Annotated in this window: 24 protein-coding genes; 16 read left to right on the top strand and 8 right to left on the bottom strand. The window is 67.7% G+C overall.

The window, feature by feature from the left end; all coding sequences use genetic code 11:
* The first annotated feature begins 11 nt into the window (after positions 1-11).
* The 4 genes from htpX to purH all read left to right on the top strand — a co-directional run bounded on the left by htpX (position 12) and on the right by purH (position 5,863).
* A complete protein-coding gene (gene htpX, locus NYR58_RS13050; protein WP_261521294.1) occupies positions 12-959 on the top strand; it encodes a zinc metalloprotease HtpX in 948 nt (315 codons plus the stop codon).
* On the top strand, positions 950-2,335 hold the full coding sequence (locus NYR58_RS13045; RefSeq protein WP_378074627.1) for an RsmB/NOP family class I SAM-dependent RNA methyltransferase: 1,386 nt from the start codon (positions 950-952) through the stop codon (positions 2,333-2,335). The genes htpX and NYR58_RS13045 overlap by 10 nt, the downstream gene beginning before the upstream one ends.
* A gap of 80 nt (positions 2,336-2,415) precedes the next feature.
* The gene (locus tag NYR58_RS13040) at positions 2,416-4,125 is read left to right on the top strand and encodes a heparinase II/III family protein (RefSeq protein ID WP_261521293.1); all 1,710 of its coding nucleotides are present in this window, start codon (positions 2,416-2,418) and stop codon (positions 4,123-4,125) included.
* A gap of 124 nt (positions 4,126-4,249) precedes the next feature.
* Positions 4,250-5,863, top strand: coding sequence for a bifunctional phosphoribosylaminoimidazolecarboxamide formyltransferase/IMP cyclohydrolase (gene purH / locus NYR58_RS13035; RefSeq protein WP_261521292.1), 1,614 nt, complete (start codon positions 4,250-4,252; stop codon positions 5,861-5,863).
* A gap of 9 nt (positions 5,864-5,872) precedes the next feature.
* Here purH and NYR58_RS13030 read toward each other — a convergent pair whose 3' ends face one another.
* The 3 genes from NYR58_RS13030 to NYR58_RS13020 all read right to left on the bottom strand — a co-directional run bounded on the left by NYR58_RS13030 (position 5,873) and on the right by NYR58_RS13020 (position 12,775).
* Positions 5,873-7,207 carry an MFS transporter gene (locus NYR58_RS13030; RefSeq protein ID WP_261521345.1) on the bottom strand — a complete coding sequence of 445 codons (1,335 nt, stop codon included), beginning with the start codon at positions 7,205-7,207 and terminating at the stop codon, positions 5,873-5,875.
* 65 nt (positions 7,208-7,272) lie between these two features.
* Positions 7,273-12,051, bottom strand: coding sequence for an NAD-glutamate dehydrogenase (locus NYR58_RS13025; protein ID WP_261521291.1), 4,779 nt, complete (start codon positions 12,049-12,051; stop codon positions 7,273-7,275).
* A 121-nt stretch (positions 12,052-12,172) separates the two neighbouring features.
* Entirely contained in the window at positions 12,173-12,775 is a 603-nt protein-coding gene (locus NYR58_RS13020; protein WP_378074622.1) for a L,D-transpeptidase family protein, read from the bottom strand.
* 86 nt (positions 12,776-12,861) lie between these two features.
* On the opposite strand from NYR58_RS13020, the gene NYR58_RS13015 reads away from it, so the two are divergent.
* Both NYR58_RS13015 and NYR58_RS13010 read left to right on the top strand, forming a co-directional pair.
* On the top strand, positions 12,862-13,545 hold the full coding sequence (locus tag NYR58_RS13015) for a response regulator transcription factor (protein WP_261521290.1): 684 nt from the start codon (positions 12,862-12,864) through the stop codon (positions 13,543-13,545).
* Between the two features lie 56 nt (positions 13,546-13,601).
* Positions 13,602-14,057 carry a cyclic nucleotide-binding domain-containing protein gene (locus NYR58_RS13010; RefSeq protein ID WP_261521289.1) on the top strand — a complete coding sequence of 152 codons (456 nt, stop codon included), beginning with the start codon at positions 13,602-13,604 and terminating at the stop codon, positions 14,055-14,057.
* On the opposite strand, the gene NYR58_RS13005 is transcribed toward NYR58_RS13010, so the two are convergent.
* Together NYR58_RS13005 and NYR58_RS13000 are read right to left on the bottom strand one after the other, a co-directional pair.
* Entirely contained in the window at positions 14,006-14,830 is an 825-nt protein-coding gene (locus NYR58_RS13005; RefSeq protein ID WP_261521288.1) for a COG3904 family protein, read from the bottom strand. The genes NYR58_RS13010 and NYR58_RS13005 overlap by 52 nt on opposite strands.
* A 6-nt stretch (positions 14,831-14,836) precedes the next feature.
* Positions 14,837-15,187, bottom strand: a complete 351-nt coding sequence (locus NYR58_RS13000; protein WP_261521287.1) for a hypothetical protein — start codon at positions 15,185-15,187, stop codon at positions 14,837-14,839.
* A 152-nt stretch (positions 15,188-15,339) separates the two neighbouring features.
* On the opposite strand from NYR58_RS13000, the gene NYR58_RS12995 reads away from it, so the two are divergent.
* The 7 genes from NYR58_RS12995 to msrA all read left to right on the top strand — a co-directional run bounded on the left by NYR58_RS12995 (position 15,340) and on the right by msrA (position 20,582).
* Positions 15,340-15,801: a GNAT family N-acetyltransferase gene (locus NYR58_RS12995; RefSeq protein ID WP_261521286.1), complete on the top strand. Its 462-nt coding sequence runs from the start codon at positions 15,340-15,342 to the stop codon at positions 15,799-15,801.
* A 249-nt stretch (positions 15,802-16,050) separates the two neighbouring features.
* A complete protein-coding gene (sdhC, locus tag NYR58_RS12990; protein ID WP_261521285.1) occupies positions 16,051-16,458 on the top strand; it encodes a succinate dehydrogenase, cytochrome b556 subunit in 408 nt (135 codons plus the stop codon).
* A gap of 1 nt (position 16,459) precedes the next feature.
* Positions 16,460-16,843: a succinate dehydrogenase, hydrophobic membrane anchor protein gene (gene sdhD / locus NYR58_RS12985; protein ID WP_261521284.1), complete on the top strand. Its 384-nt coding sequence runs from the start codon at positions 16,460-16,462 to the stop codon at positions 16,841-16,843.
* Between the two features lie 7 nt (positions 16,844-16,850).
* The gene (sdhA, locus tag NYR58_RS12980) at positions 16,851-18,683 is read left to right on the top strand and encodes a succinate dehydrogenase flavoprotein subunit (protein ID WP_261521283.1); all 1,833 of its coding nucleotides are present in this window, start codon (positions 16,851-16,853) and stop codon (positions 18,681-18,683) included.
* 38 nt (positions 18,684-18,721) lie between these two features.
* Complete coding sequence (locus NYR58_RS12975) at positions 18,722-19,060, top strand: virulence factor (RefSeq protein ID WP_261521282.1); 339 nt, start codon at positions 18,722-18,724, stop codon at positions 19,058-19,060.
* 10 nt (positions 19,061-19,070) lie between these two features.
* Positions 19,071-19,850, top strand: coding sequence for a succinate dehydrogenase iron-sulfur subunit (locus NYR58_RS12970; protein WP_261521281.1), 780 nt, complete (start codon positions 19,071-19,073; stop codon positions 19,848-19,850).
* 87 nt (positions 19,851-19,937) lie between these two features.
* On the top strand, positions 19,938-20,582 hold the full coding sequence (msrA, locus tag NYR58_RS12965; protein WP_261521280.1) for a peptide-methionine (S)-S-oxide reductase MsrA: 645 nt from the start codon (positions 19,938-19,940) through the stop codon (positions 20,580-20,582).
* 19 nt (positions 20,583-20,601) lie between these two features.
* On the opposite strand, the gene NYR58_RS12960 is transcribed toward msrA, so the two are convergent.
* The 3 genes from NYR58_RS12960 to NYR58_RS12950 all read right to left on the bottom strand — a co-directional run bounded on the left by NYR58_RS12960 (position 20,602) and on the right by NYR58_RS12950 (position 23,585).
* Positions 20,602-21,732, bottom strand: coding sequence for a Leu/Phe/Val dehydrogenase (locus NYR58_RS12960; protein WP_261521279.1), 1,131 nt, complete (start codon positions 21,730-21,732; stop codon positions 20,602-20,604).
* A 139-nt stretch (positions 21,733-21,871) separates the two neighbouring features.
* Positions 21,872-22,312, bottom strand: coding sequence for an OsmC family peroxiredoxin (locus NYR58_RS12955; RefSeq protein ID WP_261521278.1), 441 nt, complete (start codon positions 22,310-22,312; stop codon positions 21,872-21,874).
* 25 nt (positions 22,313-22,337) lie between these two features.
* A complete protein-coding gene (locus NYR58_RS12950) occupies positions 22,338-23,585 on the bottom strand; it encodes a ubiquinone biosynthesis hydroxylase (protein WP_261521277.1) in 1,248 nt (415 codons plus the stop codon).
* A gap of 92 nt (positions 23,586-23,677) precedes the next feature.
* On the opposite strand from NYR58_RS12950, the gene tesB reads away from it, so the two are divergent.
* From tesB to NYR58_RS12935, 3 genes are all read left to right on the top strand, one after another.
* Positions 23,678-24,544 carry an acyl-CoA thioesterase II gene (gene tesB / locus NYR58_RS12945; protein ID WP_261521276.1) on the top strand — a complete coding sequence of 289 codons (867 nt, stop codon included), beginning with the start codon at positions 23,678-23,680 and terminating at the stop codon, positions 24,542-24,544.
* Positions 24,545-24,762: 218 nt separating this feature from the next.
* Entirely contained in the window at positions 24,763-25,101 is a 339-nt protein-coding gene (locus tag NYR58_RS12940) for a P-II family nitrogen regulator (RefSeq protein ID WP_261521275.1), read from the top strand.
* 47 nt (positions 25,102-25,148) lie between these two features.
* Positions 25,149-26,489 carry an ammonium transporter gene (locus NYR58_RS12935; protein ID WP_261521274.1) on the top strand — a complete coding sequence of 447 codons (1,341 nt, stop codon included), beginning with the start codon at positions 25,149-25,151 and terminating at the stop codon, positions 26,487-26,489.
* Positions 26,490-26,613: the final 124 nt, after the last annotated feature.

The following is a 26,613-nucleotide window of genomic DNA, read 5'->3' as shown; positions in this document are numbered from 1 at the left end:
AGCCACGGGCCATGAACATGATTCGCACGGCAATGCTTCTGGCGTTCATGACGGCGCTCTTCATGGGCGTCGGCTATCTCGTCGGCGGGACGGGCGGCATGATGATCGCGCTCGTCATCGCCGCGGGCATGAACCTGTTCAGCTACTGGAACGCCGACAAGATGGTGCTCAGAATGCACCATGCGCGGGAAGTGGACGAGCGCTCCGCCCCCGAGCTCTATCGCATGGTGCGCGGCCTTGCCGCCAATGCCGGCCTTCCCATGCCGCGCGTCTACATCATCGACAACCCGCAGCCCAATGCCTTCGCCACCGGCCGCAACCCGCAGAACGCGGCCGTTGCCGCCACCACGGGCCTTCTCGAACGCCTGACCCCGGAGGAGGTGGCCGGCGTCATGGCGCACGAGCTTGCGCACATCCAGAACCGCGACACGCTGACGATGACGATCACCGCCACGCTGGCCGGCGCCATCTCCATGCTGGGCAATTTCGCGCTGTTCTTTGGCGGCGGGCGCAACAACAACAATCCTCTGGGCATTGTCGGCGTGCTTGTCGCCATGATCGTGGCGCCGCTGGCGGCCATGCTGGTGCAGATGGCCATCAGCCGCACCCGCGAATATGCCGCTGACCGGCGCGGCGCCGAGATCTGCGGCCAGCCGCTGTGGCTTGCCTCCGCGCTCGCCAAGATCGCCCGCAGCGCCCGGCAGGTCGTCAACCCGGATGCCGAGCGCAATCCGGCCACGGCGCACATGTTCATCGTCAACCCGCTTTCCGGGCAGAACATGGACAACCTGTTTTCCACCCATCCCAACACGGAAAACCGCATCGCCGCCCTTCAGGCGATGGCCCGTCAGGTGGGTGCCGCCGACGCCCGGCCGCGTCCGACGCAGGGACCGTGGGACGGCGGGTCCACCGCCGGCCCGTGGGGTGGCGCGGGCGGGCGCGGGGGCCCCTGGTCGTGAAGGGACCGGGCAGCGGCACGCTGCGCAAGACACACCGGGGAAGACGTCCGCCCACCCGCCCGGAGGGCGAAAAGCCGGGGCTGGCCGCCCGCCGGACCGCCGCCCGCCTGCTCGGCGCGGTGGTCGACGCGCACACGCCGCTCGACGCGCTGACGGATGGCGAACACGGCCATCCGCATTTCCTGGCCCTCGCGCCGCGCGACCGCGCGCTGGTGCGTGCCATTCTGGCCAGCGCGCTGCGCCATCGCCGCACCATCGAGACGCTGCTCCAGGGCTATCTGGAGCGCCCCCTGCCAGCCGGCGCGCACGCCCTCTCGCACATCCTGCATGTGGGGGCTGCGCAGATTCTCTTTCTCGACGTGCCGGACAGCGCCGCCGTCGATCTGGCGGTAAGCCATGCCGCGGCGGACCCGCGGGCGGCCCGCTTTTCCCGGCTCGTCAACGCCGTCCTGCGCAGGCTCGCGCGCGACCGGCAGAAAACCCTGCCCCGCGCCCTCGCGCAGACCTGCGACGCGCCGGACTGGCTGGCCGAACGGCTGACCGCCGTCTATGGCGCGGTGCAGGCCCGCGCCATCATGGAAGCGCACCGGCGGGAGCCACCCGTGGACTTTACCGTGAAGACCGATCCCTCCCTCTGGGCTGAGCGCCTGGGCGGCCGGGTGCTGGCCAACGGCTCGGTGCGCGTGGAACGGCTGCCTGCGCCCGTGCCGGATCTGCCGGGCTATGCCGAGGGCCAATGGTGGGTGCAGGACGCCGCAGCCAGCCTGCCGGCGCGGCTTCTGGGCGACGTGACGGGGCGTGCGGTGGCCGATCTGTGCGCAGCCCCGGGCGGCAAGACCGCGCAGCTTGCCCTGGCCGGCGCGCAGGTGACGGCGCTCGACCAGTCGGCCAGCCGCCTGGCGCGCCTGAACGCCAACTTGCAGCGGCTCGGCCTGGCCGCCACGCTTGTCGAGTCCGATCTGAGACGCTGGCGGCCGGAGCGCCCCTTCGACGCCGTGCTTTTGGATGCTCCCTGCTCCTCCACCGGCACCATACGCCGACACCCGGACGTCGCATGGACCAAGACGCCGGAGGACATCGCCACGATGGCGCAGGTGCAGGAACAGCTTCTGGAAAGCGCCCTTCTTCTGGTCCGGCCCGGCGGCCCCCTGGTTTTCTCCAACTGCTCGCTCGATCCCGCCGAGGGCGAGGCGCTGGTGGAGGCGCTGCTTGCCCGGCGCCAAGACGTGACGCTCGACCCCATCCAGCCCGGGGAACTGCCGGGCGCGGAGGATTTCATCGCCCCGCAAGGCTGGCTGCGCACCACGCCCGCCGGGGGCGGGGCGCTTGCCGATGTCGATGGTTTTTTTGCCGTGCGCCTGCGCCGGCTTCGCTAGTCAGATTTCTCCTTCGCACAAACCGTTGAATCGCTTAGAGTCTTCAACAGGGTGGGGCCATTCGAGTATGGGTGTCTTCAGTGACGACGGTCGGCGGCGATAGACCGCTTTTGTGGAATCTGGCGGTCAAGGAGGGTTGGCGGCGCCTGCGCCGGCGGCTGCGCGCCGGTCCCGTCTATCGCTGGCGCTATACCGGACGGACGCCGGAACGCCTGCTGATCGCGCCGCCGGACCTGCGGCTGGCAGACCCGGAGGTGGCCCGCGAGATCTACCACGGGCGCTTCCTGCTTGCCGGCCATCTGGTGGAGACGGGAGGCCAGTCGCCGTTCCACCTCGACATCGGCAACCACGCCTGGCTGGAGAGCCTGCACGGCTTCCGCTGGCTGCGCCATCTCAATGCCGCCCGCTCGGAGCTTGCCGCGGCCAATGCGCGCGCTCTGGTGGCGGACTGGATGGGCGTGCACGGCCGGCGCATCGCGGGCCTTGCCTGGTCTCCCCCCGTCACAGCCAGACGCATCATGTCGTGGTTGCAGCATTCGGCGGTGGTGCTGCAGGGGGCGGATCTCGCCTTCTACCGCCAGTTCCTCAGGATGCTCGCCATCCAGGTGCGCTATCTGCGCTCCATGGCGCCGGAGATGCCGGACGGGGAAGAAAAGCTGCGCGCCCGTGTGGCGCTTGCCTTTGCCGCCCTGTCGCTGCCGGTGCCGATCTCCGCCCTGCGCAGCGCCACGCGCAATCTGGCGATGGAGCTCGACCGCCAGATCCTGCCCGACGGCGGGCACATCTCGCGCAATCCGCAGGCCGTCATGGAGCTGCTGACCGACCTTCTGCCGCTGCGCCAGACCTACGCCAACCAGGCCGAATCGCCGCCCGACGCGCTGGTCGGCGCGGTGGAGCGGATGCTGCCGGCGTTGCGCTTCTTCCGCCACCGCGACGGCAGCCTGGCCCGCTTCAACGGCATGGGCGTGACCGTGCACGACCGCGTGGCCGCCATCCTGCGCTATGACGACACGGGGGGCGCGCCGCTTTCCCAGGCGCCCTATTCGGGCTACGAGCGGCTGGCCATGGGCAGCACCACGGTGATCGCCGATACCGCGCCGCCGCCGCCGGAGCTGTCCAGCCTCGCCCATGCGGGATGCCTTTCCTTCGAGATGTCGTCCGGGCGGCACCAGTTCATCGTCAATTGCGGCGTCGACAGCTCCGGCGTCGAGGCGTTCCGGCTCCTGGGCCGGGCCACGGCAGCGCATTCGACAGCGACGGTGAACGACACCTCGCAGGCACGCTTCGCCCTGCCGGCCGGTTGGGACGCCTGGATCGGCACCCCCCTCATCGGCGGGCCGCGCAGGGTGGAGCGGCGGCGCACCGATGGTGCCGGCATCCAATCCTTCACCGCCAGCCACGACGGCTATGCCCGGCGCTTCGGCCTGGTGCACGAGCGGACGCTGGCGCTTTCGCGGGAAGGCGGGCTGCTGACCGGGGCCGACCGCTTTCAGCCTGCCGACGGCGTTTCGGCCGGGGGGGAAAACGCGGTCGCCGTGCGCTTCCACATCCATCCCGACATCGAGCTCTACCAGGACGACGAGGGACGGCTCATCCTGGCGGGCCGGGACACCGACACCTGGGTGTTCACCTGCGACGGCGTGGAGCCGGTGGTGGAGGAGTCCATCTTCTTCGCCGGTGTCGCCGGAGCCAGCCGCAGCCGCCAGATCGTCCTGCACATCACCGTACCGGCGATACCGGAGGTGCGCTGGCAGTTCCAGCGCACCAACAGCATCATGGAATGGGGCTGAAGCGCCCGCGCGGCTTGATTCGAGCGTCCCCTGTGCTACAGCGCCGTGCATCCTTCGGGACGCACGAAGGACGCTGTAGGATATTGGATCCGCGCATCGGCCCGCCAGCAAGGAAAGCACGCCCATGACCGTTTCGGCAAAGAACATCCCCGCTCCCGATCGCGTGCCGGTCCGCCGCGCGCTGATTTCCGTCTCGGACAAGACGGGCATCGTGGCGTTCGCCCGCGCGCTCGGCGAACGCAATGTCGAGCTTGTCTCCACCGGCGGCACGGCAGCGACGCTGGCCGGGCACGGCCTTGCCGTGCGCGACGTCTCGGACCTGACGGGCTTTCCCGAAATCATGGACGGGCGGGTGAAGACCCTGCACCCGGCCGTGCATGGCGGCCTTCTGGGCATCCGCGACGACGCGGAGCACAAGGCGGCGATGGAGGCGCATGCCATCCAGCCCATCGACCTGGTGGTCATCAACCTCTACCCCTTCGAGGAGGTCCGCTTCGGCGGCGGCGATTATGCCGCGACCGTCGAGAACATCGATATCGGCGGGCCGGCCATGCTGCGCGCGGCGGCCAAGAACCACGCCTATGTGGCCGTGGTCACCGACCCGGCGGACTATCCGCGGGTGCTTGCCGCGCTGGCCGAGAACGACGGCGCGCTGCCCTACCGGCTGCGCCAGGAGCTGGCGGCGAAAGCCTTTTCGCGCACCGCCGCCTATGATGCGGCGATCTCGCAATGGTTCGCCGAGGCCCTTTCCATGCCACAGCCGCAGTGGCGCGCCCTGGGCGGCAGGCTCGCGCAGGTGATGCGCTATGGCGAGAACCCGCACCAGCAAGCGGGCTTCTACGTCACGGGAGAGAAGCGGCCGGGCGTGGCCACCGCGCGCCAGGTGCAGGGCAAGCAGCTCTCCTACAACAACATCAACGACACGGATGCCGCCTTCGAGCTGGTCTCGGAGTTCGATCCCGCCAGGAGCGCCGCCGTGGCCATCATCAAGCATGCCAATCCCTGCGGCGTGGCGGAGGGCGCCTCGCTTGCCGAAGCCTATCGCAGGGCGCTTGCATGCGACCCCGTCTCCGCCTTCGGCGGCATCGTGGCGCTCAATCGCCCGCTTGACGCGGAAGCTGCCGAGGAGATCGCCAGGATTTTCACCGAGGTCATCATCGCCCCCGACGCCAGCGAGGAGGCACAGGCCATCATCGCGGCCAGGAAGAACCTGCGCCTGCTTCTCACCGGCGGTGTGGCCGATCCGCGCCAGCCCGGACTATCGGCGAAGACCGTGGCCGGCGGGCTGCTCATCCAGTCGCGCGACAACGGCGTGGTCGACGATCTGGAGCTGAAGGTGGTGACGAAGCGCGCGCCCGGCGAAAGGGAGATGGCGGACCTGAAATTCGCCTTCCGCGTTGCCAAGCACGTGAAGTCGAACGCCATCGTCTATGCGCGCGACCTCGCCACGGTGGGCATCGGGGCGGGGCAGATGAGCCGCGTCGACTCCGCGCGCATCGCCGCGCGCAAGGCCGAGGACGCGGCAGCGGCGGCCGGCGGCGAACCGCTGACCAGGGGGTGCGTCGTCGCCTCCGATGCCTTCTTCCCCTTCGCCGACGGGCTGCTCTCGGCGGTGGAAGCGGGCGCCACCGCCGTCATCCAGCCCGGCGGCTCGATGCGCGACGAGGAGGTGATCCAGGCCGCCGACGAGAACGGCATCGCGATGGTCTTCACCGGCATGCGTCACTTCCGCCATTGACGCCGGCATCTATTCCGCCACGGCCCTCGGGGCGCTTCTGACGAGCGGCAGCAGCACGAGCCCCAACAGAAACAGGGCCAGGATCGGCGTCACTCCCAGGCGCTGCGCGCTCTCCGCCGAAAGCCCCAGCGCGCTGCCGGAGAAATAGGCCGTGGCGGCAGCCACCGACAGCGGCCCGATGAAGGTGGTCGCCTTGCCGGAAAGGGCATAGAGGCCGAACGCCTCCGTCACCTGTTCGCGCGGCACCTGATCGACAAGCAGCGTGCGCGAGGCGGCCTGGATGGCACCGCCCGCCGCGCCGATGAAGGCGCCAGCGGCAAAGAAGACCAGCACGGGAAGCGACGAGTCGGCCGTGCCGAGCGGGACGAACATCACCTCGCTCCTGGTGGTGGAGATCACCACGAGGCAGCACAGGCTCAGGACGAGGATCGAAACGGTGACGACGGCCTTCGGCCCGTGCGCCTGGTCCATGCGGCCGCCGAGCCAGGCGCCCAGGGCGCCGGTCACATTGGCCAGAATGCCGAACAGCCCGATCTGCACGATGGACAGGCCGAGAACGCCGGCGGCGTAGATGCCGCCGAAGGCGTAGAGCGCGTTGAGCGCGTCGCGATAGAACATGGAGGCGGCCAGAAAGCTGAAATAGCTGACCTGCCGGGGCAGGCCGCGCAGCGTGGCAGCAAGGCGGGAAAGCCCCTGGCGCACCGCCCCGACCACCCGGCGGCGCGGCCGGTCGGGTGTGAACAGGAACATCGGAATCACGAACAGCGCATACCACAAGGCCGTGAAAGGGCCGGCCATTCGGTCGCCCTCGCGGGCCGCCGCATCGAGGCCGAAAAGAGGCTGGATCCCCAGAAGCGTGCGCCCGGTCTCCGGCACGGCGGCCATGAACCCCAGCACCAGCACCAGGGAGACGAGCCCGCCCACATAGCCGAGCCCCCAGGCCGAGCCGGAAAGGCGGCCGAGCTGCGCGCGCGGCACGAGGCCCGGCATCATCGCATTGTTGAACACGGCGGCAAACTCCATGCCGAAGACGGCAAGCGCCACCAGCACCAGCACCGGCAGCAGATTTTCCGTGCCGGGCGTGGCAAACCACAGTCCCGCGCAGGCCAGAACGCCAATCACTGAGAAGCCCAGAACCCAAGGCTTGCGCGGCCCCGAGGCGTCGGCAATGGCGCCCAGCACGGGAGAGGCAAGCGCAATCATCAGGCCGCCGATCCCTGTCGCCAGGCCCCACAGCTCCTGCCCCCGCGCCGCATCGGGCGCCACGGCGGCGGCGAAATAGGGCGCAAAGACGAAGGTGATGACCAGCGTGTGGAAGGGCTGCTGCGCCCAGTCGAACAGCATCCAGCCCCAGATCCCTGCGCGGCTCGCCCGCTGCGTGCTTTCCTCCCCCGTCACCACAGGCCGCCTCAGGCGCTCAGATCGGCCAGAAGGCCGGCAGCGACGGTCAGCCGCGAGACGGTGACATCGCCGGCATCCGTCAGCGTCTGCAGCCGCTCGCGCACGCGGCCCACCCGTTCGCCGCCGGCTTCCCGCCATTGTGCGGCCGGGTCTTCGGCATCGCGGTGGCTGCGCAGGGCCGTAATGGTGATGCTGCGGCGCGCCGCGTCGATCGTGTCGAGGGCGCGGGCCAGCGCCAGCCCGTCATAATAGTCTGCCGGGGTGATCGACTGTGCGGCGGTTTCGATGCGCCCGATTCGGAAGGTCTCGGTGACGGTGAAGAAGGCGCTGGCCGCCTTCACGAGATCGGCCTCCGCCTTGTCGGCGGCAAGCGCGATGTCCGGCACCATGGCGGAGATGTCGAGGAGCGCAAGGCGGCGGGCCAGCGACTCCGGCGCGCCCTCGGCGGTCAGGCGTTCTTCCTCCGCGCCCGTCCGCTCCCGCAGGAAGTCGGGCATCAGGGAGCCCAGCTTCGGCTCCAGTGTCCCGCGCGCGGCGCGCAGCCGTTCGATGCGGCTGCCCACCTCCGCCTCGCTTCCGCCGTTCTTGAGCTGCCATGCGGTGGCCGAGACGATCAGCCGGCAGAGACGCTGGTAGAGCGCGAGCTGGACGTTGCCGTCGATCCGGTTGTCGAGACCGTCGATGGCCTTCTGCAGCGTGCGCAGGTCGAAACCGTCGCGCACCACCGCATAGGCGCCGACGATCTCGTGCGGCGGGCGGCCCGTCATGTCCTGAAGGCGGGTGATGAAGGTCGGTCCGCCCCAGTCGATCACGTCGTTGGCGAGTTCGGTGGCGATGATCTCCCGGCGCAGCCGGTGGCCGCGGATCTCGGCCGCGTATTTCTGTCGCATCCGCTCGGGGAAATAGGCGAACAGATCCGCCTCGAAATGCTTCTCGTCAGGCAGCGGACTGGCCACCAGCTCGTCGAACAGCACGATCTTGGCATAGGCCAGCAGCACGCCGATCTCCGCCCGCGTCAGCGGCTCGCCGCGGCTTTCGCGCTCGGCAAGGGCCTGCGGGCCGGGCAGGAACTCGACCGCCCGGTCGAGATGGCCCTGGTTTTCGAAGAGCGTCATCATGCGCGCCTGGTGGGGCAGCTCGGCCAGGCCGCGCCGTTCGACCAGCGAGATGGCGAGCGTCTGGCGATAGTTGTTCTCCAGCACCAGCGCGGCCACTTCCTCGGTCATCGCCGCGAGCAGCTTGTCGCGCGCCGGGCGCGCCAGCGTGCCGGAGCGCATGGCGCTGGCCAGCGCGATCTTGATGTTGACCTCGAGATCGGAGGAGTTGACGCCGCCGGAATTGTCGATGGCGTCGGAGTTGCAGCGTCCGCCCGCCAGGTTGAACTCGATGCGCCCGCGCTGGGTAACACCCAGATTGGCGCCCTCGCCGATCACCCTGGCGCGCACCTCGCGCGCCGCGACCCGGATGGCATCGTTGCCCCGGTCTCCCACATCGGCGTTCGATTCGTCGCAAGCGCGCACATAGGTGCCGATGCCGCCGAACCACAGAAGATCCACCGGCGCCTTCAGGATGGCGCGCATGATCTCGGTGGGCGAGCCGGTGGTCCTGTCCAGGCCGATGGCATCCGCCGCCTCGCGCGAAAGCTCGATCTGCTTGCGGCTGCGCGAGACGACGATGCCGCCCTTGGAAAGCTTCGACCTGTCGTAGTCCTGCCAGCTCGACCGGCCCATCTCGAACAGCCGCTTGCGCTCGGCATAGGCGACCTGCGGGTCGGGATCGGGGTCGATGAAGATATCGCGATGGTCGAAGGCCGCGATGAGCCGCGTGGCGCGCGACAGGAGCATGCCGTTGCCGAACACGTCGCCCGACATGTCGCCCACGCCCACCACGGTGAAGGGCTCTGTCTGGATGTCGCGGTTCATCTCGCGGAAGTGCCGCTTCACCGCCTCCCAGGCGCCGCGTGCGGTGATTCCCATTTTCTTGTGGTCGTAGCCGGCCGAGCCGCCGGAGGCGAAGGCATCGTCGAGCCAGAAGCCGTGCTTCTGGCTGATTTCGTTGGCGGTGTCGGAGAAGGTGGCCGTGCCCTTGTCGGCGGCGACCACGAAATAGGGGTCGTCGCCATCGTGGCGCACCACGCCTTCCGGCGTGACCACCTTGTCGCCCTCCAGATTGTCGGTGATGGAGAGCATGGTGGAAATGAAGTTGATATAGGCCCGCCGCCCCGCCTCGAACACCTCCTGGCGGTCGCCGCCCGCCGGCAGCTGGCGCGGATAGAAGCCGCCCTTCGCGCCCACCGGCACGATGACGCCGTTCTTCACCTGCTGGGCCTTCACCAGGCCCAGGACCTCCGTGCGGTAGTCCTGCGCCCGGTCGGACCAGCGCAGGCCCCCGCGCGCCACCGGACCGAAGCGCAGGTGCACGCCTTCCACCTCCGGCCCGTAGACGAACATTTCGCGCCAGGGGCGCGGCTGCGGCAGCCCCTCGACGGCTCGCGAATCGAATTTGAAGGCCAGCGAGCGCCCACCCGACCCCTCGCCCATGGCGAAGAAATTGGTGCGCAGGGTGGACTTGATGAGGTTGAGGAAGCGGCGGATGATGGTGTCGTCGTCGAGGCTCGGCACGTCGTCGAGCGCGCTGCCGATTGCCGCCTCGATCTCTCCTTCTCGCCCGGCAGCCGCGCGCCGATGCGGGTCGAACCGGACCACGAACAGCTCGAAAAGCATCCGCGCGATCTGCGGATAGCGGTTCAGCGTGGCGGCGATGAAGCCCTGGCTTTGCGGGATCTTCGCCTGGTGCAGGAAGCGGCTGTAGGCGCGCAGCACGGCGATTTCCGATACTCTGAGCCGCGCCGTCTGGGCCAGCGCGTTGAAGCTGTCATTGTCATATTCGCCGCGCCAGATGGCGAGGAACATCTCCTGGAACAGCGCCCCGTCGTCGGACAGGTCGATCGGCCCCTCGAAGGTGTTTTCCAGCTCCATGTCGTGCAGGAAGACCGGCGCCCCGTCCGGCCCGCCAAGCTCGAAGGTACGCTCGCTGATGACGCGGAAGCCCATGTTCTCGAGAAGCGGCACGCGACGGCTGAGCGCCACGGGCGTACCATGGTGATAGATCTTCAGCGCCGCCTGGTCGGGCTTCTGGTCTTCGTGGCGGTGAAAGTCGATCGCTATGGGCTGCGCGGCGGAAAGCGCGGCAATGCGCTCGGCATCGACGAGCGCCGTCGCCGGCTCGAAGCTGTTGCGGTAGCTTTCGGGAAAGCCCTGGGCAAGGGCAGCGATGGTGTCGGCCGCTCCCGTATCTTCCACCGCCTCGCGCAGCGCGTCCTCCCAGGTGCGCACGATGTCGCGAACCGCCGCCTCCAGAACCTCCGTCTCGACGCGCGGCGTCCTGCCGCCCGACCGGCCGATGATGAAGTGCACGCGCGCCAGGGCGCCCTCGGGAAAGGCCGGATAGTAGGCCGACAGCCGCCCGTCGAAGACAGTCTTCAGATACTCCCCGATCTCCACACGCACGCGCGAATCGTAATGATCGCGCGGCACGAAGACGATGACGGAGACGAAACGGTCGAACTGGTCGATGCGGTAGAGCACCCGCACGCGGGGCCGGTCGGCAAGTGCCAGTATGGCCTCGGCATGCTTGCGCAGCGTCGGCACGCTGATTTGGAAGAGCTCGTCGCGGGGATAGGACTCCAGCACGTTGATGAGCGCCTTGCCCGAGTGGTCGGTGGGCGCGAAGCCGGAGCGCGCGATGACCGCCTGCGCCTTGGAGCGCAGATAGGGGATCTTCATCACCGAGCGCGTGTAGGCGGTGGAGGTGAACAGGCCGACGATGCGCAGCTCGCCGGTGAGCTTGCCCTCGTCACTGAAGGTCTTGACACCGATATAGTCGAGATAGGCGCGGCGGTGCACCACCGATTTGGCATTGGCCTTGGTAACGATCAGCGGCTCCGGCCCATGCAGGAAGGCGCGGATTTCCGGCGTGGTGGAGACGGGCTCGCTGCCGCGCCGCAGGACCAGCACGTTGGGGTCCGCCAGGATGCCGAGGCCCTTCTTGTGAGCGCGTTCGAGCATGCCGTTCTTCTCGCCGCCCGTGTAGCGGAACTCGCGCATGCCGAGGAAGGTGAAATTGTCGTCGCGCAGCCATTCCAGAAAGGCGATGGCCTCGGCCACCGCCTCCGCGTCGAGCGGCACCGGCGCATAGCGCAGTTGCGTGATCTCCTGGTCGAGACGGGCCAGCATCGGCTTCCAGTCGCTGACGGCGGCGCGCACCTGGCCCAGAATATGGGCAAGCCGCGCCCTCAGCTCCTCGCACCTTTCGCTGGAAAGCCGCGGCAGGTGGACATGGATGAGGCTGACCTGCACGGCATCGCGCACCGCCTTGGTGGCGGCATCGCCCAGCACCTCGCTGATGCCGTTCCTGCCGTGGCGGGCAAGCAGCACCGGATGCATGATGAGCGTCGGCTCACCGACCGATTCGGTGATTTCGCCGAGCACGGAATCGAACAGGAAGGGCATGTTGTCGTTGACGAGGGTGACGGCGGTGAGGATGCGTCCGGCCCGCTCGATCCCCGACGCCGCCTCCACCTCCACGACGCTCTTGCCGGGCTTGTGCTTCTTCAGCGCCGCCGCCACCAGCTCCACGGCGCGGTCGATCGCGGCGCGGTCGTAGCTTTCCAGGTCCTCCGCCGGCGCGCGGGAAATCAACAGTTCGCGCAGGCGTGCCGTGTCGAGCGCCTTCGCTTCGGCCGGGCGGGTTTTGGGGGTTTTTGCGCGCTTTGCCTTCGCCGTCATGCGGGTCTCCCTGTCCCTGTGCTCTGCTGCTGTTTACCCTGCCCGCCCGCCGGACAATCCCATGATTGCGACATGTGGTAAAGATTCCTCTTATCGTTGCAGCAGGATGCCGCAGGCACCGTCAGCGTCTCACCACGATTCGGGTATGCCGGGAAAGAAGCGGCAAAAGTCGGGCCATGGTGCGCAGGGAAACGGCGATGCAGCCCTCGGTGGGCGCCATGCCGGGCCGCGCGAGATGCAGGAAGATGGCGCTGCCCCGCCCGCGCCGGCGCGGGCGCACGTTCCAGTCCAGCACCACGCACACGTCGTAGAGCGTGTCATCGCGCAGCATCCTTTCATGCGAGGCCCGAAAGGGCAGGCGGACCGGGCGGTTGTAGTTCGCATCCGCCGGGGCGTCGCACCAGCCCATGTCGGCGCGTATGGCACGGGTCGCCAGCGGCGTGTGCGCAAGGGCGGCGTGCCGGCGCTCGCGCCTGTAGAACACGCCCATCGGCCGCATGGCGGCAAGCGGCGTCGCGCCGTCGCCCTCCCGCTTCATCGCACCGATTCCCCCGCGCCCCAAGGCGCAGGCGAAGACCCGCCCCTCCACGGAGAGGAGGCCCTGGTCGGGCTTTCCGGGGCGCGCGCGCACCGTGATGAGGCATCCCGCCGGGGATGCGCTGTCGCGGCCACATTTCTGGGCTATAGTTGACGTTGCGAACAAAAAGCCGTGACCGTCTTTCATACCGGCGCCGTGGAGCGTAAAGGGGAGGTTCGATGAAAATGGCGGCGGGGTCAACGGCACCGGCTTGCAAATCAACGGATTGACATATGACGCCACGAACCATCCTGATCGTTGACGACGACGACGACCTGCGGGCCACCCTCGTCGAGCAGCTTTCCCTCTACGAGGAGTTCGACATCCTCGAGGAAGCGACGGCGACCAAGGGCATTCACGCCGCGCGCAATGCCATGGTGGACCTGACCATCATGGATGTCGGCCTGCCGGACATGGACGGGCGCGAGGCCGTCAAGCTGCTGCGCAAGGGCGGCTATCGCGCGCCGATCATCATGCTGACGGCGCAGGACACCGATTCCGACACGATTCTGGGCCTGGAAGCCGGCGCCAACGACTACGTGACCAAGCCGTTCCGCTTCGCCGTGCTCCTGGCGCGCATCCGCGCGCAGCTTCGCCAGCACGAGCAGAGCGAGGATGCCAAGTTCACCGTCGGCCCCTACACCTTCAAGCCCGGCCAGAAGCTGCTGATCGACGAGCGCGGCGGCAAGATCCGGCTGACCGAGAAGGAGGCGGCCATCATCAAGTATCTCTACCGCGCCGAGCAGAAGGTGGTGACGCGCGACGTGCTTCTCGAAGAAGTCTGGGGCTACAACTCCGGTGTAACCACCCATACGCTGGAAACCCACGTCTATCGGCTACGCCAAAAGATCGAGCGCGATCCTTCCAAAGCCGAAATTCTTGTGACAGAAAGCGGCGGATACAAGCTCGTTCCCTGAGATGATTCGGTGCAGGCGGGCACCGGGCACAAGCAGAAGCGAGCGGGGACGACCGCATGGCGCTGGACGATGACATCCGCGTTCTGTCCGGCGTGGGACTCTTCAAGGGCTTCACGCGCGAGCAGCTACGCCTCATGGCTTTCGGCGCCGAGACCATCACGCTCGGCGCCGGCCACAAGCTCTATGCCGAGGGTGCGCCGGCCGATTGCGCCTTCGTGGTGGCGGCAGGCGAGGTTGCCCTTTACCATCAGCGGGGAGAGGAGCGGGAGATCATCTCCGTCCACGGCCCCGGTGCCATATTGGGCGAGCTGGCGCTGATCGCCGAGAGCGTGCGCCTGACCAGCGCCGTGGCCCAGACGGATGTGAAGGTGATTCGCCTCAACCGGTCCATGTTCCGCCGCATCCTGGAGGAATTTCCGGAGACCGCGGTCAGGCTGCACCGGCGCATCGCCGCCGGGCTTCAGGACATGCTCTCGCGCATGAGCGCCGTCGCCGCCCGGCTGGAGCGATAGGGCCACGGTGTGGTGACGAGGCGGTAGCGGCGCATCTCCTCGCGGTTCAGATAGTAGAGCATGTGCGGAGGCGTATCGAGCGCGTGCAGCCACAGGGCCGGGTCCACCCCCATCCTGTCGAGATGGCGGGCGACGCGCGCCGTCGTCATCTGCGCGTCGATCATGGCCTGCGCCGGATCGTCAGGCGTTCTTCCCGCCAGATAGAACTGGTGAAGCCCGATGGTCGCCTGCGCGCCGGCGCTGCGCTCCACGCCGCCGGCCATCACCAGCGGGCAGGAGGAGGCGCAGACGGCCCCGTCCTCCACCAGCGTGGCAATGCCGCGACGGCGCAGCACGCGCGCCATGGCCAGCGCATCGTCCAGCGTGCCGCCGGGGGAGTGCAGGCTCACCTGGCCGATCGCCCCGCCATGGGCGTCGAGCGCGGCCTCGAACAGGGCCGCCGTGCCCGGCGCGATGCTGCCCGTGGCCCTGAGCGTGCCGTCTGCCACAAGCGCGAAGGACATCGGTGCGTGCAGGCGTTGCCTGTCGGCCAGGGGCTCCGCATGGCCCGGCGCGGAGACCGGCCAGAGGCGATGCAGAAGCGGCTCGACGCCGCCCGCAACACCGCCACGCCGATCGACCAGTTCGCGCAGGCCCATGCCGAAGAGGACGGCAGCGGCAAGAACCAGCAGCACGGCAAGGCGCGGCAGAAGCACCGCCTCCCACGCGCGCGCAGGGCGGGACGGGGATGCCGCGTGCGGCATGGCCGCGATGTCACGGGCCGGCAGGCTCATCGCCGGCTACCGGCAGGAGGCGGCAGGCACCGGCAGAACGTTCTCCGGCAGGCCGTACATATAGCTGCGCCCGTGCAGCCGCACCCCATGGCGGCAGCGCCGGCGCTCTCGCAGGTAGAGCGCGCCGTCCCGCTCCTCCAGATAGACGACCTTGGGCCCCTGGGCGCGCGGACCGGCGGCGAGGTGGCCCCGGCCGACGACGATTCGCTTGTAGCCGCCCGGACTGTGGACGACCAGGTTTCCGAAGCTGTCGGAATAGCTGATCTCGCCGCCGGCAAAGGCCGGCACGGCGGCCCAGGCAAACAGGGCAATGGCGGCGAGGCCGCGGCCGGATGGCAAGAGTCCGCTGAAAAACATGCGCAACGCTCCTCTCAGGATCGCGGGCCTCCTCGCCGTCAAGATTAATGGTTTCTTAACCATTGTCACGCCGCCTGCCGCCATCTTTTCCGGCCGTTGACAGATATGGTTAATTTCGCCGAATGATGGCGAAGAAGAAGGATCCCGATGCCATGAGCGACAAGCCCAGGATCGACATCGCGCCGCTGCGGCTGAAGGATGCGCAGGCGCTGGCACCGCTTCTTGCGGCCTACACGCAATCGCTCATGCGCGGTGCGCCGCGCCGGCCCGATGCCTTCTATGCCGAAACGCTGCTGCAGGACCGGGTGGCGGAAGTGGTCGGAGCGCGCATCGACGGCACGCTGGTGGCCTTCGCCATCTTCTACGACCTGCCCGACCCCGTCTCCGGTATGCGCTACGGGCTGCTGGAACATGTCTATGTGCATCACGACCATCGCGGCAAGGGCATCGCCCGGGCCCTGATCGACGTGGTGGGCGACCAGGCGGAGGAACGGGGCTGGACGCGGCTGGTGCTGAACGCGCCGCGCCGGCCCGAGGAAGGGCGGCGGCTCTTTGGGCAGGTGGCGGCACCGGCCGACTGGACCAGCCACGTGATTCGCTTTGCCGGTCGCTGAGCCGGCGGGGCTCTTCGGAACCGGCATGTCGGGGGGGGGGGGCGGACCTCACCCATCCGCGGGGCGGCGCAGGCGGGCGATGGAGAACTGAGCCGGCTTTCCCGTCTCAAATCGATTCAGGCCCGGCGGATCGCTTCTGCGGCTTTGACGCACTGCGAAAAGCGCATTAGAAAGCGACCTGCCGGAGGCCTGGGCCACGCGGGGTCTGCCCGCAGGGCCCGGATCCCCCGGCGACAGAACGGGGAAGCCATGAGCAAGTCTACAGCCACCCGGGCGAGGCCGGTCTCGCCGCATTTGCAGATCTACCGCTTCACGCCCACCATGGCCATGTCGATCCTGCACCGCATCACGGGCGGAGCGCTCTATTTCGGCATGGTGCTGTTCGTCGTTTGGCTTGTGGCGGCCGCAAGCTCGCGCGAGGCCTTCGACCTCGTCAACGCCTTGTTCGGCTCGCTTCTCGGCCGGCTGGTGCTCTTCGGCTTCACCTGGGCGCTTCTTCACCATCTTCTGGGCGGTATCCGCCATCTCGTGTGGGACACTGCGCGCGGACTGGAGAAGCGCACCGCCACGCGGATCGCCACCGCCAATCTGATCGCTTCGATCATCCTGACGCTGGTCGTCTGGATTGCCGGTTACATGCTGAGGGGAGGGTTCTGAGATGGCCGACATGCGCACGCCGCTTGCCCGTGTCCGCGGTCTCGGTTCGGCCAGGGAAGGCACGGAGCATTTCTGGCGCCAGCGGCTGACGGCGATTGCAAACGTGCCGCTCGTGCTGTTTTTCGTCGGCTTCGTCATCGCCTATAACGGCGCCCCTTACGAAGAGGTGCGCGCCGCGCTCGCCCAGCCCGTGGTGACGCTGCTCATTGCCCTGGCGGTTCTCTCCGCGCTCTATCACATGCGGCTCGGCATGCAGGTCGTCATCGAGGATTATGTGCATGGCGAGGGCATGAAGATCGCCCTCCTCGTGCTCAACGTCTTCTTCCCCCTCCTTCTCGGGGCGGCCGCCCTCTACGCCCTGCTCAAGATCGCATTCGGAGCCTGAAACCACGATGGCTGACGCAACTGTGAAGAAGGCCGGTGCGGCCTATGAATATGTCGATCATGCCTTCGACGTGGTGGTGGTGGGGGCCGGCGGCGCCGGCCTGCGCGCCACGCTCGGCATGGCCGAGCAGGGATTGAAGACGGCCTGCATCACCAAGGTCTTCCCCACCCGTTCGCACACCGTGGCGGCCCAGGGCGGCATTGCCGCCTCGCTGCAGAACATGGGGCCCGACCACTGGCAGTGGCATCTCTACGACACGGTCAAGGGCTCCGACTGGCTGGGCGACGTGGACGCCATGGAATATCTGGCGCGCGAGGCGCCGGCCGCCGTCTACGAGCTGGAGCATTATGGCGTGCCCTTCTCGCGCACCGAGGACGGCCGGATCTATCAGCGGCCCTTCGGCGGCCACATGCAGAATTTCGGCGACGGCCCGCCGGTGCAGCGCACCTGCGCCGCTGCCGACCGCACGGGCCACGCCATTCTGCACACGCTCTACGGCCAGTCGGTGAAGAACCATGCGCAGTTCTTCATCGAGTATTTCGCCATCGACCTCATCATGACGGACGGCGCGTGCACCGGCGTGGTGGCGTGGAACCTCGAGGACGGCACCATCCACCGCTTCGCCGCCAAGATGGTGGTGCTGGCGACCGGCGGCTATGGGCGCGCCTATTTCTCCTGCACCTCGGCGCACACCTGCACGGGCGACGGCAACGGCATGATCGCGCGTGCCGGCCTGCCGCTGCAGGACATGGAGTTCGTTCAGTTCCACCCCACCGGCATCTATGGCGCCGGATGTCTCATCACCGAAGGCGTGCGCGGCGAAGGCGGCTACCTCGTCAATTCCGAGGGCGAGCGCTTCATGGAGCGCTATGCGCCTTCGGCCAAGGATCTCGCCTCGCGCGACGTGGTCTCTCGCTGCATGACGGTGGAGATCCGCGAAGGGCGCGGCGTGGGCAAGGAGAAGGACCACATCTATCTCCACCTCGACCATCTGGACCCGGCGGTCATCCACGAGCGCCTGCCGGGGATTGCCGAATCGGCGCGCATCTTCGCCGGGGTCGATGTGACCCGCGAGCCGATTCCGGTGCTGCCCACGGTGCATTACAACATGGGCGGCATCCCGACCAATTACTGGGGCGAGGTGCTGAACCCGACCCGCGACGACCCGGATGCCGTAGCCCCCGGCCTGATGGCCGTCGGCGAGGCGGCCTGTGCCTCCGTGCACGGCGCCAACCGCCTCGGCTCCAACTCGCTGATCGACCTCGTGGTGTTTGGCCGCGCCGCCGCCATTCGTGCCGGCAAGGTGGTGGACAGGGACGCCAAGGTGCCGCCGCTGAACAAGGCGGCATGCGAGAAGATCATGGACCGTTTCGACCGCATCCGCCATGCAAACGGCAGCACGCCGACGGCCGCCCTGCGCGAGAAGATGCAGCGCGCCATGCAGGAGGACGCCGCCGTCTTCCGCACCCAGGAGACGCTGGAGCAGGGCTGCAAGCGCATCTCGGAGGTCTGGAGCGGGCTTTCCGACATCAAGGTCCACGACCGTTCGATGATCTGGAACTCCGACCTGATGGAGACGCTGGAGCTTGAGAACCTGATGGCCAATGCCATCACCACCGTCTACTCGGCCGAAGCCCGCAAGGAAAGCCGCGGCGCCCATGCCCGCGAGGACTTTACCGAGCGCGACGACAGGAACTGGCGCAAGCACACGCTTGCTCACGTGGACGAGGAAGGCCGAGTGCGCCTCGCCTATCGGCCGGTCCACACGGAGCCTCTGCTCAAACCCGAAGAGGGCGGCATCGACCCCGAAAAGATCGCACCGAAGAAGCGGGTATACTAGATTGGGGTTGTATGAACCTTCGGCGAAAGGACGTCGCCATGAGCATGATGGGGCATAACAGCGGACGGCGCGGAACCATGTATGCGATAACGTTTGATCTCGATACCCAGACGCTTGAGCAGAGCTACGGCAATGCCTCATGGAGGAACGCATATGCGGACATCCGCAACGAGTTGCGTAAACATGGTTTTGATTGGCAGCAGGGAAGTGTCTATTTCGGAAACGAGACGGTCAATGCCGTGAGCTGCGTGCTCGCGGTCCAGGATTTGACCCGTCGCTTTCCCTGGTTCCGCCCCTCGGTCCGGGACATGCGGATGCTTCGCATCGAGGAAAACAACGATCTGGGACCGGCAATCGAACAGGCAGCAAACGGATAGGCGATCCGAAATGGTCCAACTCACCCTCCCCAAGAATTCAAAGGTCAAGCCGGGCAAGACCTGGCCCAAGCCCGAAGGGGCCACGAGGCTGCGCGAGTTTCGCATCTATCGATGGTCTCCGGACGACGAGGAGAACCCGCGCGTCGACACCTACTACGTCGATCTGGACGATTGCGGGCCGATGGTTCTCGACGGGCTCATCTGGATCAAGAACAAGGTGGACCCCACCCTCACCTTCCGCCGCTCCTGCCGCGAGGGCATATGCGGCTCCTGCGCGATGAACATCGACGGGGCGAACACGCTCGCCTGCACCAAGGGCATGGACGAGATCAGGGATGCGGTGCGCATCTATCCCCTGCCGCACATGCCCGTGGTGAAGGATCTGGTGCCCGATCTCTCCGTGCCCTATGCCCAGCTTTCCTCGATCCAGCCCTGGCTGCAGACGGTGACGCCGGAGCCGGCCACCGAATGGCGCCAGAGTCACGAGGACCGTGCCAAGCTCGACGGGCTCTATGAGTGCATCCTGTGCTTCTGCTGCCAGACCTCGTGCCCCAGCTACTGGTGGAACGGCGAGCGCTATCTGGGGCCGGCGGTGCTTCTGCAGGCCTATCGCTGGCTGATCGACTCCCGCGACGAGGCCACCGGCGAGCGGCTCGACAATCTTGAAGACCCCTTCCGGCTCTATCGCTGCCACACCATCATGAACTGCACGCAGGCCTGCCCCAAGGGGCTGAACCCGGCCAGGGCGATCGCCGAAATCAAGAAGATGATGGTCGAGCGGCGGATGTGAACCGCCGCTCACGCAAGCGTGTAGCGGATTGAATTTCAAATTCCCCGCCGAAGGGGTAGGTCTTCTCGCGGAAAAGGGAGACCCGCCATGATCCGCTCATCTCTTGTCGCCGCACTCGCGCTTGCCGCCTCGCTCGCCGGGCCTTTGCCGGCCATGGCGGAAACGAAGACCGCCATTTTCGCCGGCGGCTGCTTCTGGTGCGTGGAGGCGGATTTCGACAAGGTGGAAGGCGTGCTCTCCACCGTCTCCGGTTATACGGGCGGAGAGGCGCGAAACCCCAGCTATCGCAACTACCAGGCCGGAGGCCACCGCGAGGCGGTCGAGATCAGGTATGACGACAGCCAGGTGAGCTATGCGCACCTGCTCGACGTCTTCTTCCACTCCGTCGACCCCACCGATGGCGGCGGCCAGTTCTGCGACCGCGGCCACGGCTACACCACGGCCATCTATGTGCTCGACGAGGCACAGAAGAAGGCAGCCGAGGAAGCGAAGAAGGCGGCCGAGGCCGAGCTTGGCCAGCCCGTGGTCACGCCCATCCTGCCGGCGACGGCCTTCTGGCCTGCCGAGGACTACCACCAGGACTACTATCGCAGCAACGAGCGCATCCTCACCCGCTTCGGCTTCGTCACCAAGGCCGCTGCCTACAAGGGCTACCGGGAAGGCTGCGGACGCGACGCGCGCCTGCGGCAGGTGTGGGGCGAAAGCGCCCTGCGGGGGATCGCAGGCAAATAGGCGGCGCCTGCGCCCGGGCCTATGTCCGGCTCTTGCGCGCCGCCGCCGCGATGCGCTCCATGGCAATCTCAGCGGCAATGTCGTTGGTGGGCCGGCGCTGCGCCTCGGCGCGGGTGAAGATGTCGCCCAGCGTGCCGGGGATTTCCCCGACCTTGGCCATGACGGCACCGCGGTCGTAGCCGCCGGGCGCCAGCTCGGCCGCCACGTTGATGAGCCCGCCGGCATTGATGACATAGTCCGGGGCATAGAGGATGCCGGCGTCCATCAGAAGGCGGGCATCCTCGTGGCGCGCGAGCTGGTTGTTGGCGGAGCCTGCGACAATCCCGGCCTTCAGCATGGAGATCGTCTGCTGCGCGATCACCCCGCCAAGCGCGCAAGGCGCGAAAACGTCTGCCCCGGCGGCGAGGATTTCCCCGGCCGGCACGGCGGTGGCGCCAAACAGCCGTTTCGCCTTCTCCACGCGCTCCGCGTCGATATCGGCGACGATGAGGGCCGCGCCCTCCCCGTGAAGCTTCTCGCACAGCGCCCAGCCGACCGAGCCCAGCCCCTGCACGGCCACCCGTACACCCTCAAGCTGCTGCGAGCCGCGGCGGTGGTTCAGCGCTGCCTTGATGCCGAGGAAGACCCCATGCGCCGTCACCGGCGAGGGATTGCCGCTGCCGCGCCCGGTACCGAGCACATTGCTGGCGCATGTGGACAGGAAATCGGCGTCGGCCACGGTAAGCCCCACATCCTCGCCGGTGAAGAACTGCCCTTCGAGCGCCGCCAGCATCTCGCCATAGGCCGCCAGCAGCGCCGGCGTCTTCTGCGTCTTCGGGTCGGCCAGGATGACGGCCTTGCCGCCGCCGAAGGGCGTGCCGGCAATTGCCGACTTGTAGGTCATGCCGCGCGACAGGCGCAGCGCGTCGGTCAGCGCGGCCTCGAAGCTCTCGTGCGCCCACACCCGCGTGCCGCCGAGCGCGGGGCCGAGCACCGTGTTGTGGATGGCGACGATGGCAATGAGCCCGCGGCTTTCGTCACGGCCGCACCAGACCCGCTCGTGACCGTCATAGGCGGCAAGACGGGCGGCATCTTCCGTTATGTCGGAGATGGTGAGCGTCGATGCGCCGGCGGGCTTTTTCAGCGTTCTCGGTTCACGGACGTGCAGCATGGCGTTCCTCCCGAACGACTCATCTGCCCATAAATGTAGGTGCCGTGCGCGATTTTTGGTTGCGAAGTGAGGTGCCGCCGCGACCGACCATTGCGCACGCGGCGGAAAACCATCACGAAACTGTCGTCTGGGCCCGCCTTCAGGCGAAACGGGCGTCCAGCGTGACCTTGATGGCGCCGAGGGCCTTGGAAACGGGGCAGATTTCCTTCGCCCTGGCGGCGATTTCCTTGAACTTCTCCTCCTCCAGGCCGGGCACGCTGCCGGTCATGGTGATGGCGCTCGAACGGATCTCGAAACCGCCGCCTTCGGCCGGCTGCAGCTCCACCTCGGCCCTGGAATGCAGCCTCTCGGCAGGCGTGCCGTTCTCGGCCAGGAGATGGGCGAGCTGCATGGCGATGCAGCTTGCGTGGGCGGCAGCGATCAGCTCTTCCGGGTTGGTGCCGCTCTTGCCCGTCTCGTCCTCGAAGCGGGCCTTGAAGCCCATCGGCAGGTCGCCGAGCGCCCCGCTCTGGGTGCCCAGAAGGCGGCCGGAACCCTGCGTAAGCGAACCTTTCCAGGAAACTTCTGCGTGACGCTTCATCTCTTCAACTCCCTGTGTTCCGTCTTCAGATGGCCTCTCCCTGCAGAAGGCGCGGCGCACCGGCGGTAAGCCCCGAGGCCTGACGCACGAAGAACCCCTTCATGCCCGGCAGGCGGTCGACAAGACCGAGCCCGATGTCGCGCACCGCCCGCACGGGGGCGATGTCGTTGGAGAAAAGGCGGTTGAGCACATCCGTCGTCACGCCCATCTGCACCGTGTCGAAGCGGCGCCAGCGCTCGTAGCGCTGCAGGACGTCGAGCGCGCCGATGTCCTCGCCCAGCCGGTCGGCCTCCACCACCACCTGGGCAAGGGCGGCAGCATCCTTGAAGCCGAGATTGAGGCCCTGGCCGGCAATGGGGTGGATGCCATGAGCGGCATCGCCGGCAAGCGCGAAGCGCGGGCGCACGAAATCGCGGGCAAGCGTAAGCCCCAGCGGCCAGGCGCGGCGCGGCCCCTCGACGCGGATCTCGCCCAGTTTGAGCCCAAAGCGCTGTTCGAGCTCGTGCTCGAAGACGAGATCGTCCTCGGCCACCAGCCGCTCCGCATCTTCCGTCCGCTCCGTCCATACGATCGACGATCGGTTGCCCTTGAGCGGCAGGGTGGCGAAGGGGCCGGCGGGCAGGAAGTGCTCCTCCGCCCGGCCGCCATGCGGACGCTCGTGGGCGACGGTGCAGACGATGCCCGACTGTCCGTATTCCCAGTGCAGCGTGCGGATGCCCGCCATGGCGCGCAGGCGCGACTTCACGCCATCGGCGGCCACCAGAAGGCGCGCGGCCAGCCCCGCACCGTCGGCAAGGCGGATCGAGACCTCCGCCGGCGCCGTCTCGAAGCCCTCCACCGCCACGCCCTCAAGGATGTCGATGCCGAGCGCCGCCGCCCGCCGGCGCAGCGCTCCCGTCAGATCGCGGTTCATGACCATGTGCGCGAAGGGCTCGCCGGGTGCGGCTTCCCCGCCGAAGGTGAGGAAGACCGGGCGCACCGGGTCCCCGGTGCGCGAATCGGTGATGACCATGTCGACAATGGGCTGGGCCTCGGGCGCGATCTCCTCCCAGCAGCCGAGCCGGCGCAGCATGCGCGCCGCCGCCGCCGCGATGGCCGAGGCGCGCCCGTCGCGCTGCCATGCATCCTCCGGCGCGGCATCGACCACCAGCACCTTCAGGGCCGGCCGCGCCTGGACCAGCGACACGGCAATCGCCAGACCGACATAGCCTGCCCCGGCAATCACCACGTCGAGACGGTCGAAGCTGCGCTCGGCCTCTTTGCTACCGGCCATGGGGTGTCCTCCATTGCGTTGCCGCTTGACTTGCGCCGCGCCCTCCGGTTTGTCGCTGCTGTCCCGCAACACTCCGCCAGGAGGTCGCTCACATGCCGTCGGCCATTGAGGCGCTTCTCGACATTCTTAATCTCGAAGCGCTCGAACACAACCTGTTTCGCGGTCGCAGCCCGCAGGTGGGCTGGCAGCGCGTGTTCGGCGGCCAGGTCATCGGCCAGGCGCTGGTGGCCGCCCAGCGCACCGTTGCGGCAGACCGCCACGTGCATTCGCTGCATTGCTATTTCCTGCGGCCGGGGGACCCCTCGGTGCCCATCATCTACGAGGTGGACCGGATCCGAGACGGCGGCAGCTTCACCACGCGGCGCGTCGTCGCCATCCAGCACGGGGCGGCCATCTTTTCGCTCGCCGCCTCCTTCCAGATCGACGAGGAGGGGCTGGAACACCAGATGCCGATGCCGCACGACGTGCCGGCGCCGGAGACGCTGCGCTCGCAGCGGGAGTTCCTCGCCGCCTTTGGCGAGCGCGTGCCGGAGCTCATCCGCCGCTACTGGGAGCGGGAGCGGCCGGTGGAAATCCGCCCCGTCCATGTGGAACACTACACGACGCGCAAGAAGCTGCCGCCCTGCCAGCACGTGTGGATGCGGGCCACCGGGCCGGTGCCCGACGACCGTGCCATCCAGGCCGCCGTGCTCGCCTATCTGTCGGACATGACGCTGCTCGATACCGCCACATTCGCCCATGGGCGCTCGGTGTTCGATCCTGAGCTGCAGATGGCCAGCCTCGACCACGCCATGTGGTTCCACCGTCCGCACCCGCTCGACGACTGGCTGCTCTACACGCAGGACAGCCCGTCGGCCCGCGGGGCGCGCGGACTGTCGCGCGGCAGCATCTATTCCCGCGATGGGAGGCTCGTCGCCTCGGTGGCCCAGGAGGGGCTCATACGGTTGCGCAAAAAATAGGCAAATCTGAAAATTTGCCCATTCATTAGGCTCCCCGCCTCGGGATATGCCGGCATCGCCTGCTGCCGGCGCCAGTTTTCCTCTGCGATTCAAGCGCGTTAGGCGCATCTGCGCGCGGTTGGCACGCCGCTTGATTCTCTTGTTGCTGCCGGCCGCACCTTCTGGGGGTCGGCGGCACTTGCAACGCGGTCCGTCCGCAGAGGCAGAGGTGAATCCTGATGAAACTCGTCATGGCAATCATAAAGCCGTTCAAGCTGGAGGCAGTGCGCGAAGCGCTGACCGAGCTTGGCATTCAGGGGCTGACCGTTACCGAGGTGAAGGGCTACGGGCGGCAAAAGGGGCATACGGAAATCTATCGCGGCGCCGAATATGCGGTGAGCTTCCTGCCGAAGGTGAAGGTGGAAGTGGCCGTCGAGGACAGCATGGCCGACAAGGCCGTGGATGCCATCACCACCGCCGCCAAGACCGGCCAGATCGGCGACGGCAAGATCTTCGTCCACAACATCGAGAAAGCCGTGCGCATCCGCACCGGCGAAACCGACGCGGACGCGCTGTGATCAGCGCCGGCCTTTTCAGGGAGAACGATGAAATGAGATTTCCGAAAATGACATTCGCCACATGCGGTGCGGGGCTGGGGGCCCTGGCGTTTGCCGCCTTCGCCACGCTGCCGGCCTTCGCGCAGGAGGCGGCCGAGGAAGCGGCGGAAGCGGCGGCGGCAGGCGTATCCGGCGAGACGGCCTTCGTCTTCAACACGCTTCTCTTCCTCATGGGCGGTTTTCTGGTCATGTGGATGGCGGCGGGCTTCGCCATGCTGGAGGCGGGCATGGTGCGTTCCAAGAACGTCTCCATGCAGCTTCTGAAGAACATCGCGCTCTATTCCATCGCCGGGCTGATGTACTGGGTCGTCGGCTACTCGCTGATGTATGTCGATGTGAACGGCTATTTCGGCACCTTCTGGCCCTATGGCTGGCCCGATGCGGGCGTGGCCAACGAGGGCGATTACGCGGTGGCCTCCGACTGGTTCTTCCAGATGGTCTTCGTGGCCACGGCCGCCTCGATCGTCTCCGGCACGCTTGCCGAGCGCATCAAGCTGTGGCCGTTCCTCGTCTTCGTGGTCGTGCTGACCGGCTTCATCTATCCCATCGCCGGCTCCTGGCAGTGGGGCGGCGGCTGGCTCTCCGAAATGGGCTTTTCCGATTTCGCCGGTTCGACGCTGGTGCACTCGGTGGGCGGCTGGGCGGCCCTTGCCGGCGCCATCCTGCTGGGCGCGCGCGAGGGCAAATACGGCCCGCAGGGCCAGGTGCAGCCGATTCCGGGCTCCAACATGGCGCTCGCCACGCTTGGCACCTTCATCCTGTGGCTCGGCTGGTTCGGCTTCAACGGCGCCTCGCAGCTTGCGCTGGGTTCCAACGCCGATGCCTCGGATGTGAGCCGCATCTTCGCCAACACCAATCTGGCCGCCGCCGGCGGCGTGGTGGCGGCGCTGATCCTCACGCAGATCGTCTACAAGAAGGTGGACATCACCTTCGTGCTCAACGGCGCGCTGGCCGGTCTCGTCTCCATCACCGCCGAACCGCTGACGCCAAGCCCCTTCATGGCCATCGTCATCGGCGCCATCGGCGGCGTGATCGTCGTCTTCACGGTGCCGCTGCTCGACAAGTTCAAGATCGACGACGTGGTCGGCGCCATCCCCGTCCACCTGATCGCCGGCATCTGGGGCACGATCGCCGTGCCGCTCACCAATGCCGAGACCAGCTTCGGCGTGCAGATCGTCGGCATCATCGCCTATGGCGTGTTCACCTTCGTCGTCTCGCTGGCGGTCTGGGCCGTCCTGAAGGCCACGATGGGCCTGCGGGTGAGCCCCGAAGAGGAACAGACGGGCCTCGACGTCGGCGAGGTCGGCGTCGAAGCCTATCCCGAGTTCATCGCCTCGCGCGTGAGATAGACGCCTGCAGCACGCTCCTCCGGCCGGGCGGCCCGTCCGGCCGGAGATCACAGACTCCCGTCGCAGCAAGCCGTCTTGCTGCCTCCTGGCCCGGAGCGATCCGGGCCTCTTTTTTTGTTTTCCC

It is taken from the genome of Chelativorans intermedius (genome assembly GCF_025398255.1).
Lineage (GTDB): Bacteria > Pseudomonadota > Alphaproteobacteria > Rhizobiales > Rhizobiaceae > Chelativorans > Chelativorans intermedius.
This window is presented reverse-complemented; position numbering and strand designations above follow the sequence as displayed.

What these genes read in the sequence shown, in the direction of transcription:
- htpX (WP_261521294.1), top strand. Translation starts at nt 12, where the DNA reads ATGAACATGATTCGCACGGCAATGCTTCTGGCGTTCATGACGGCGCTC.
- purH (WP_261521292.1), top strand. Translation starts at nt 4,250, where the DNA reads ATGACCGTTTCGGCAAAGAACATCCCCGCTCCCGATCGCGTGCCGGTC.
- NYR58_RS13030 (WP_261521345.1), bottom strand. Translation starts at nt 7,207, where the DNA reads ATGCTGTTCGACTGGGCGCAGCAGCCCTTCCACACGCTGGTCATCACC.
- NYR58_RS13025 (WP_261521291.1), bottom strand. Translation starts at nt 12,051, where the DNA reads ATGACGGCGAAGGCAAAGCGCGCAAAAACCCCCAAAACCCGCCCGGCC.
- NYR58_RS13020 (WP_378074622.1), bottom strand. Translation starts at nt 12,775, where the DNA reads ATGAAAGACGGTCACGGCTTTTTGTTCGCAACGTCAACTATAGCCCAG.
- NYR58_RS13015 (WP_261521290.1), top strand. Translation starts at nt 12,862, where the DNA reads ATGACGCCACGAACCATCCTGATCGTTGACGACGACGACGACCTGCGG.
- NYR58_RS13010 (WP_261521289.1), top strand. Translation starts at nt 13,602, where the DNA reads ATGGCGCTGGACGATGACATCCGCGTTCTGTCCGGCGTGGGACTCTTC.
- NYR58_RS13005 (WP_261521288.1), bottom strand. Translation starts at nt 14,830, where the DNA reads ATGAGCCTGCCGGCCCGTGACATCGCGGCCATGCCGCACGCGGCATCC.
- NYR58_RS13000 (WP_261521287.1), bottom strand. Translation starts at nt 15,187, where the DNA reads ATGTTTTTCAGCGGACTCTTGCCATCCGGCCGCGGCCTCGCCGCCATT.
- NYR58_RS12995 (WP_261521286.1), top strand. Translation starts at nt 15,340, where the DNA reads ATGAGCGACAAGCCCAGGATCGACATCGCGCCGCTGCGGCTGAAGGAT.
- sdhC (WP_261521285.1), top strand. Translation starts at nt 16,051, where the DNA reads ATGAGCAAGTCTACAGCCACCCGGGCGAGGCCGGTCTCGCCGCATTTG.
- sdhD (WP_261521284.1), top strand. Translation starts at nt 16,460, where the DNA reads ATGGCCGACATGCGCACGCCGCTTGCCCGTGTCCGCGGTCTCGGTTCG.
- sdhA (WP_261521283.1), top strand. Translation starts at nt 16,851, where the DNA reads ATGGCTGACGCAACTGTGAAGAAGGCCGGTGCGGCCTATGAATATGTC.
- NYR58_RS12975 (WP_261521282.1), top strand. Translation starts at nt 18,722, where the DNA reads ATGAGCATGATGGGGCATAACAGCGGACGGCGCGGAACCATGTATGCG.
- NYR58_RS12970 (WP_261521281.1), top strand. Translation starts at nt 19,071, where the DNA reads ATGGTCCAACTCACCCTCCCCAAGAATTCAAAGGTCAAGCCGGGCAAG.
- msrA (WP_261521280.1), top strand. Translation starts at nt 19,938, where the DNA reads ATGATCCGCTCATCTCTTGTCGCCGCACTCGCGCTTGCCGCCTCGCTC.
- NYR58_RS12960 (WP_261521279.1), bottom strand. Translation starts at nt 21,732, where the DNA reads ATGCTGCACGTCCGTGAACCGAGAACGCTGAAAAAGCCCGCCGGCGCA.
- NYR58_RS12955 (WP_261521278.1), bottom strand. Translation starts at nt 22,312, where the DNA reads ATGAAGCGTCACGCAGAAGTTTCCTGGAAAGGTTCGCTTACGCAGGGT.
- NYR58_RS12950 (WP_261521277.1), bottom strand. Translation starts at nt 23,585, where the DNA reads ATGGCCGGTAGCAAAGAGGCCGAGCGCAGCTTCGACCGTCTCGACGTG.
- tesB (WP_261521276.1), top strand. Translation starts at nt 23,678, where the DNA reads ATGCCGTCGGCCATTGAGGCGCTTCTCGACATTCTTAATCTCGAAGCG.
- NYR58_RS12940 (WP_261521275.1), top strand. Translation starts at nt 24,763, where the DNA reads ATGAAACTCGTCATGGCAATCATAAAGCCGTTCAAGCTGGAGGCAGTG.
- NYR58_RS12935 (WP_261521274.1), top strand. Translation starts at nt 25,149, where the DNA reads ATGACATTCGCCACATGCGGTGCGGGGCTGGGGGCCCTGGCGTTTGCC.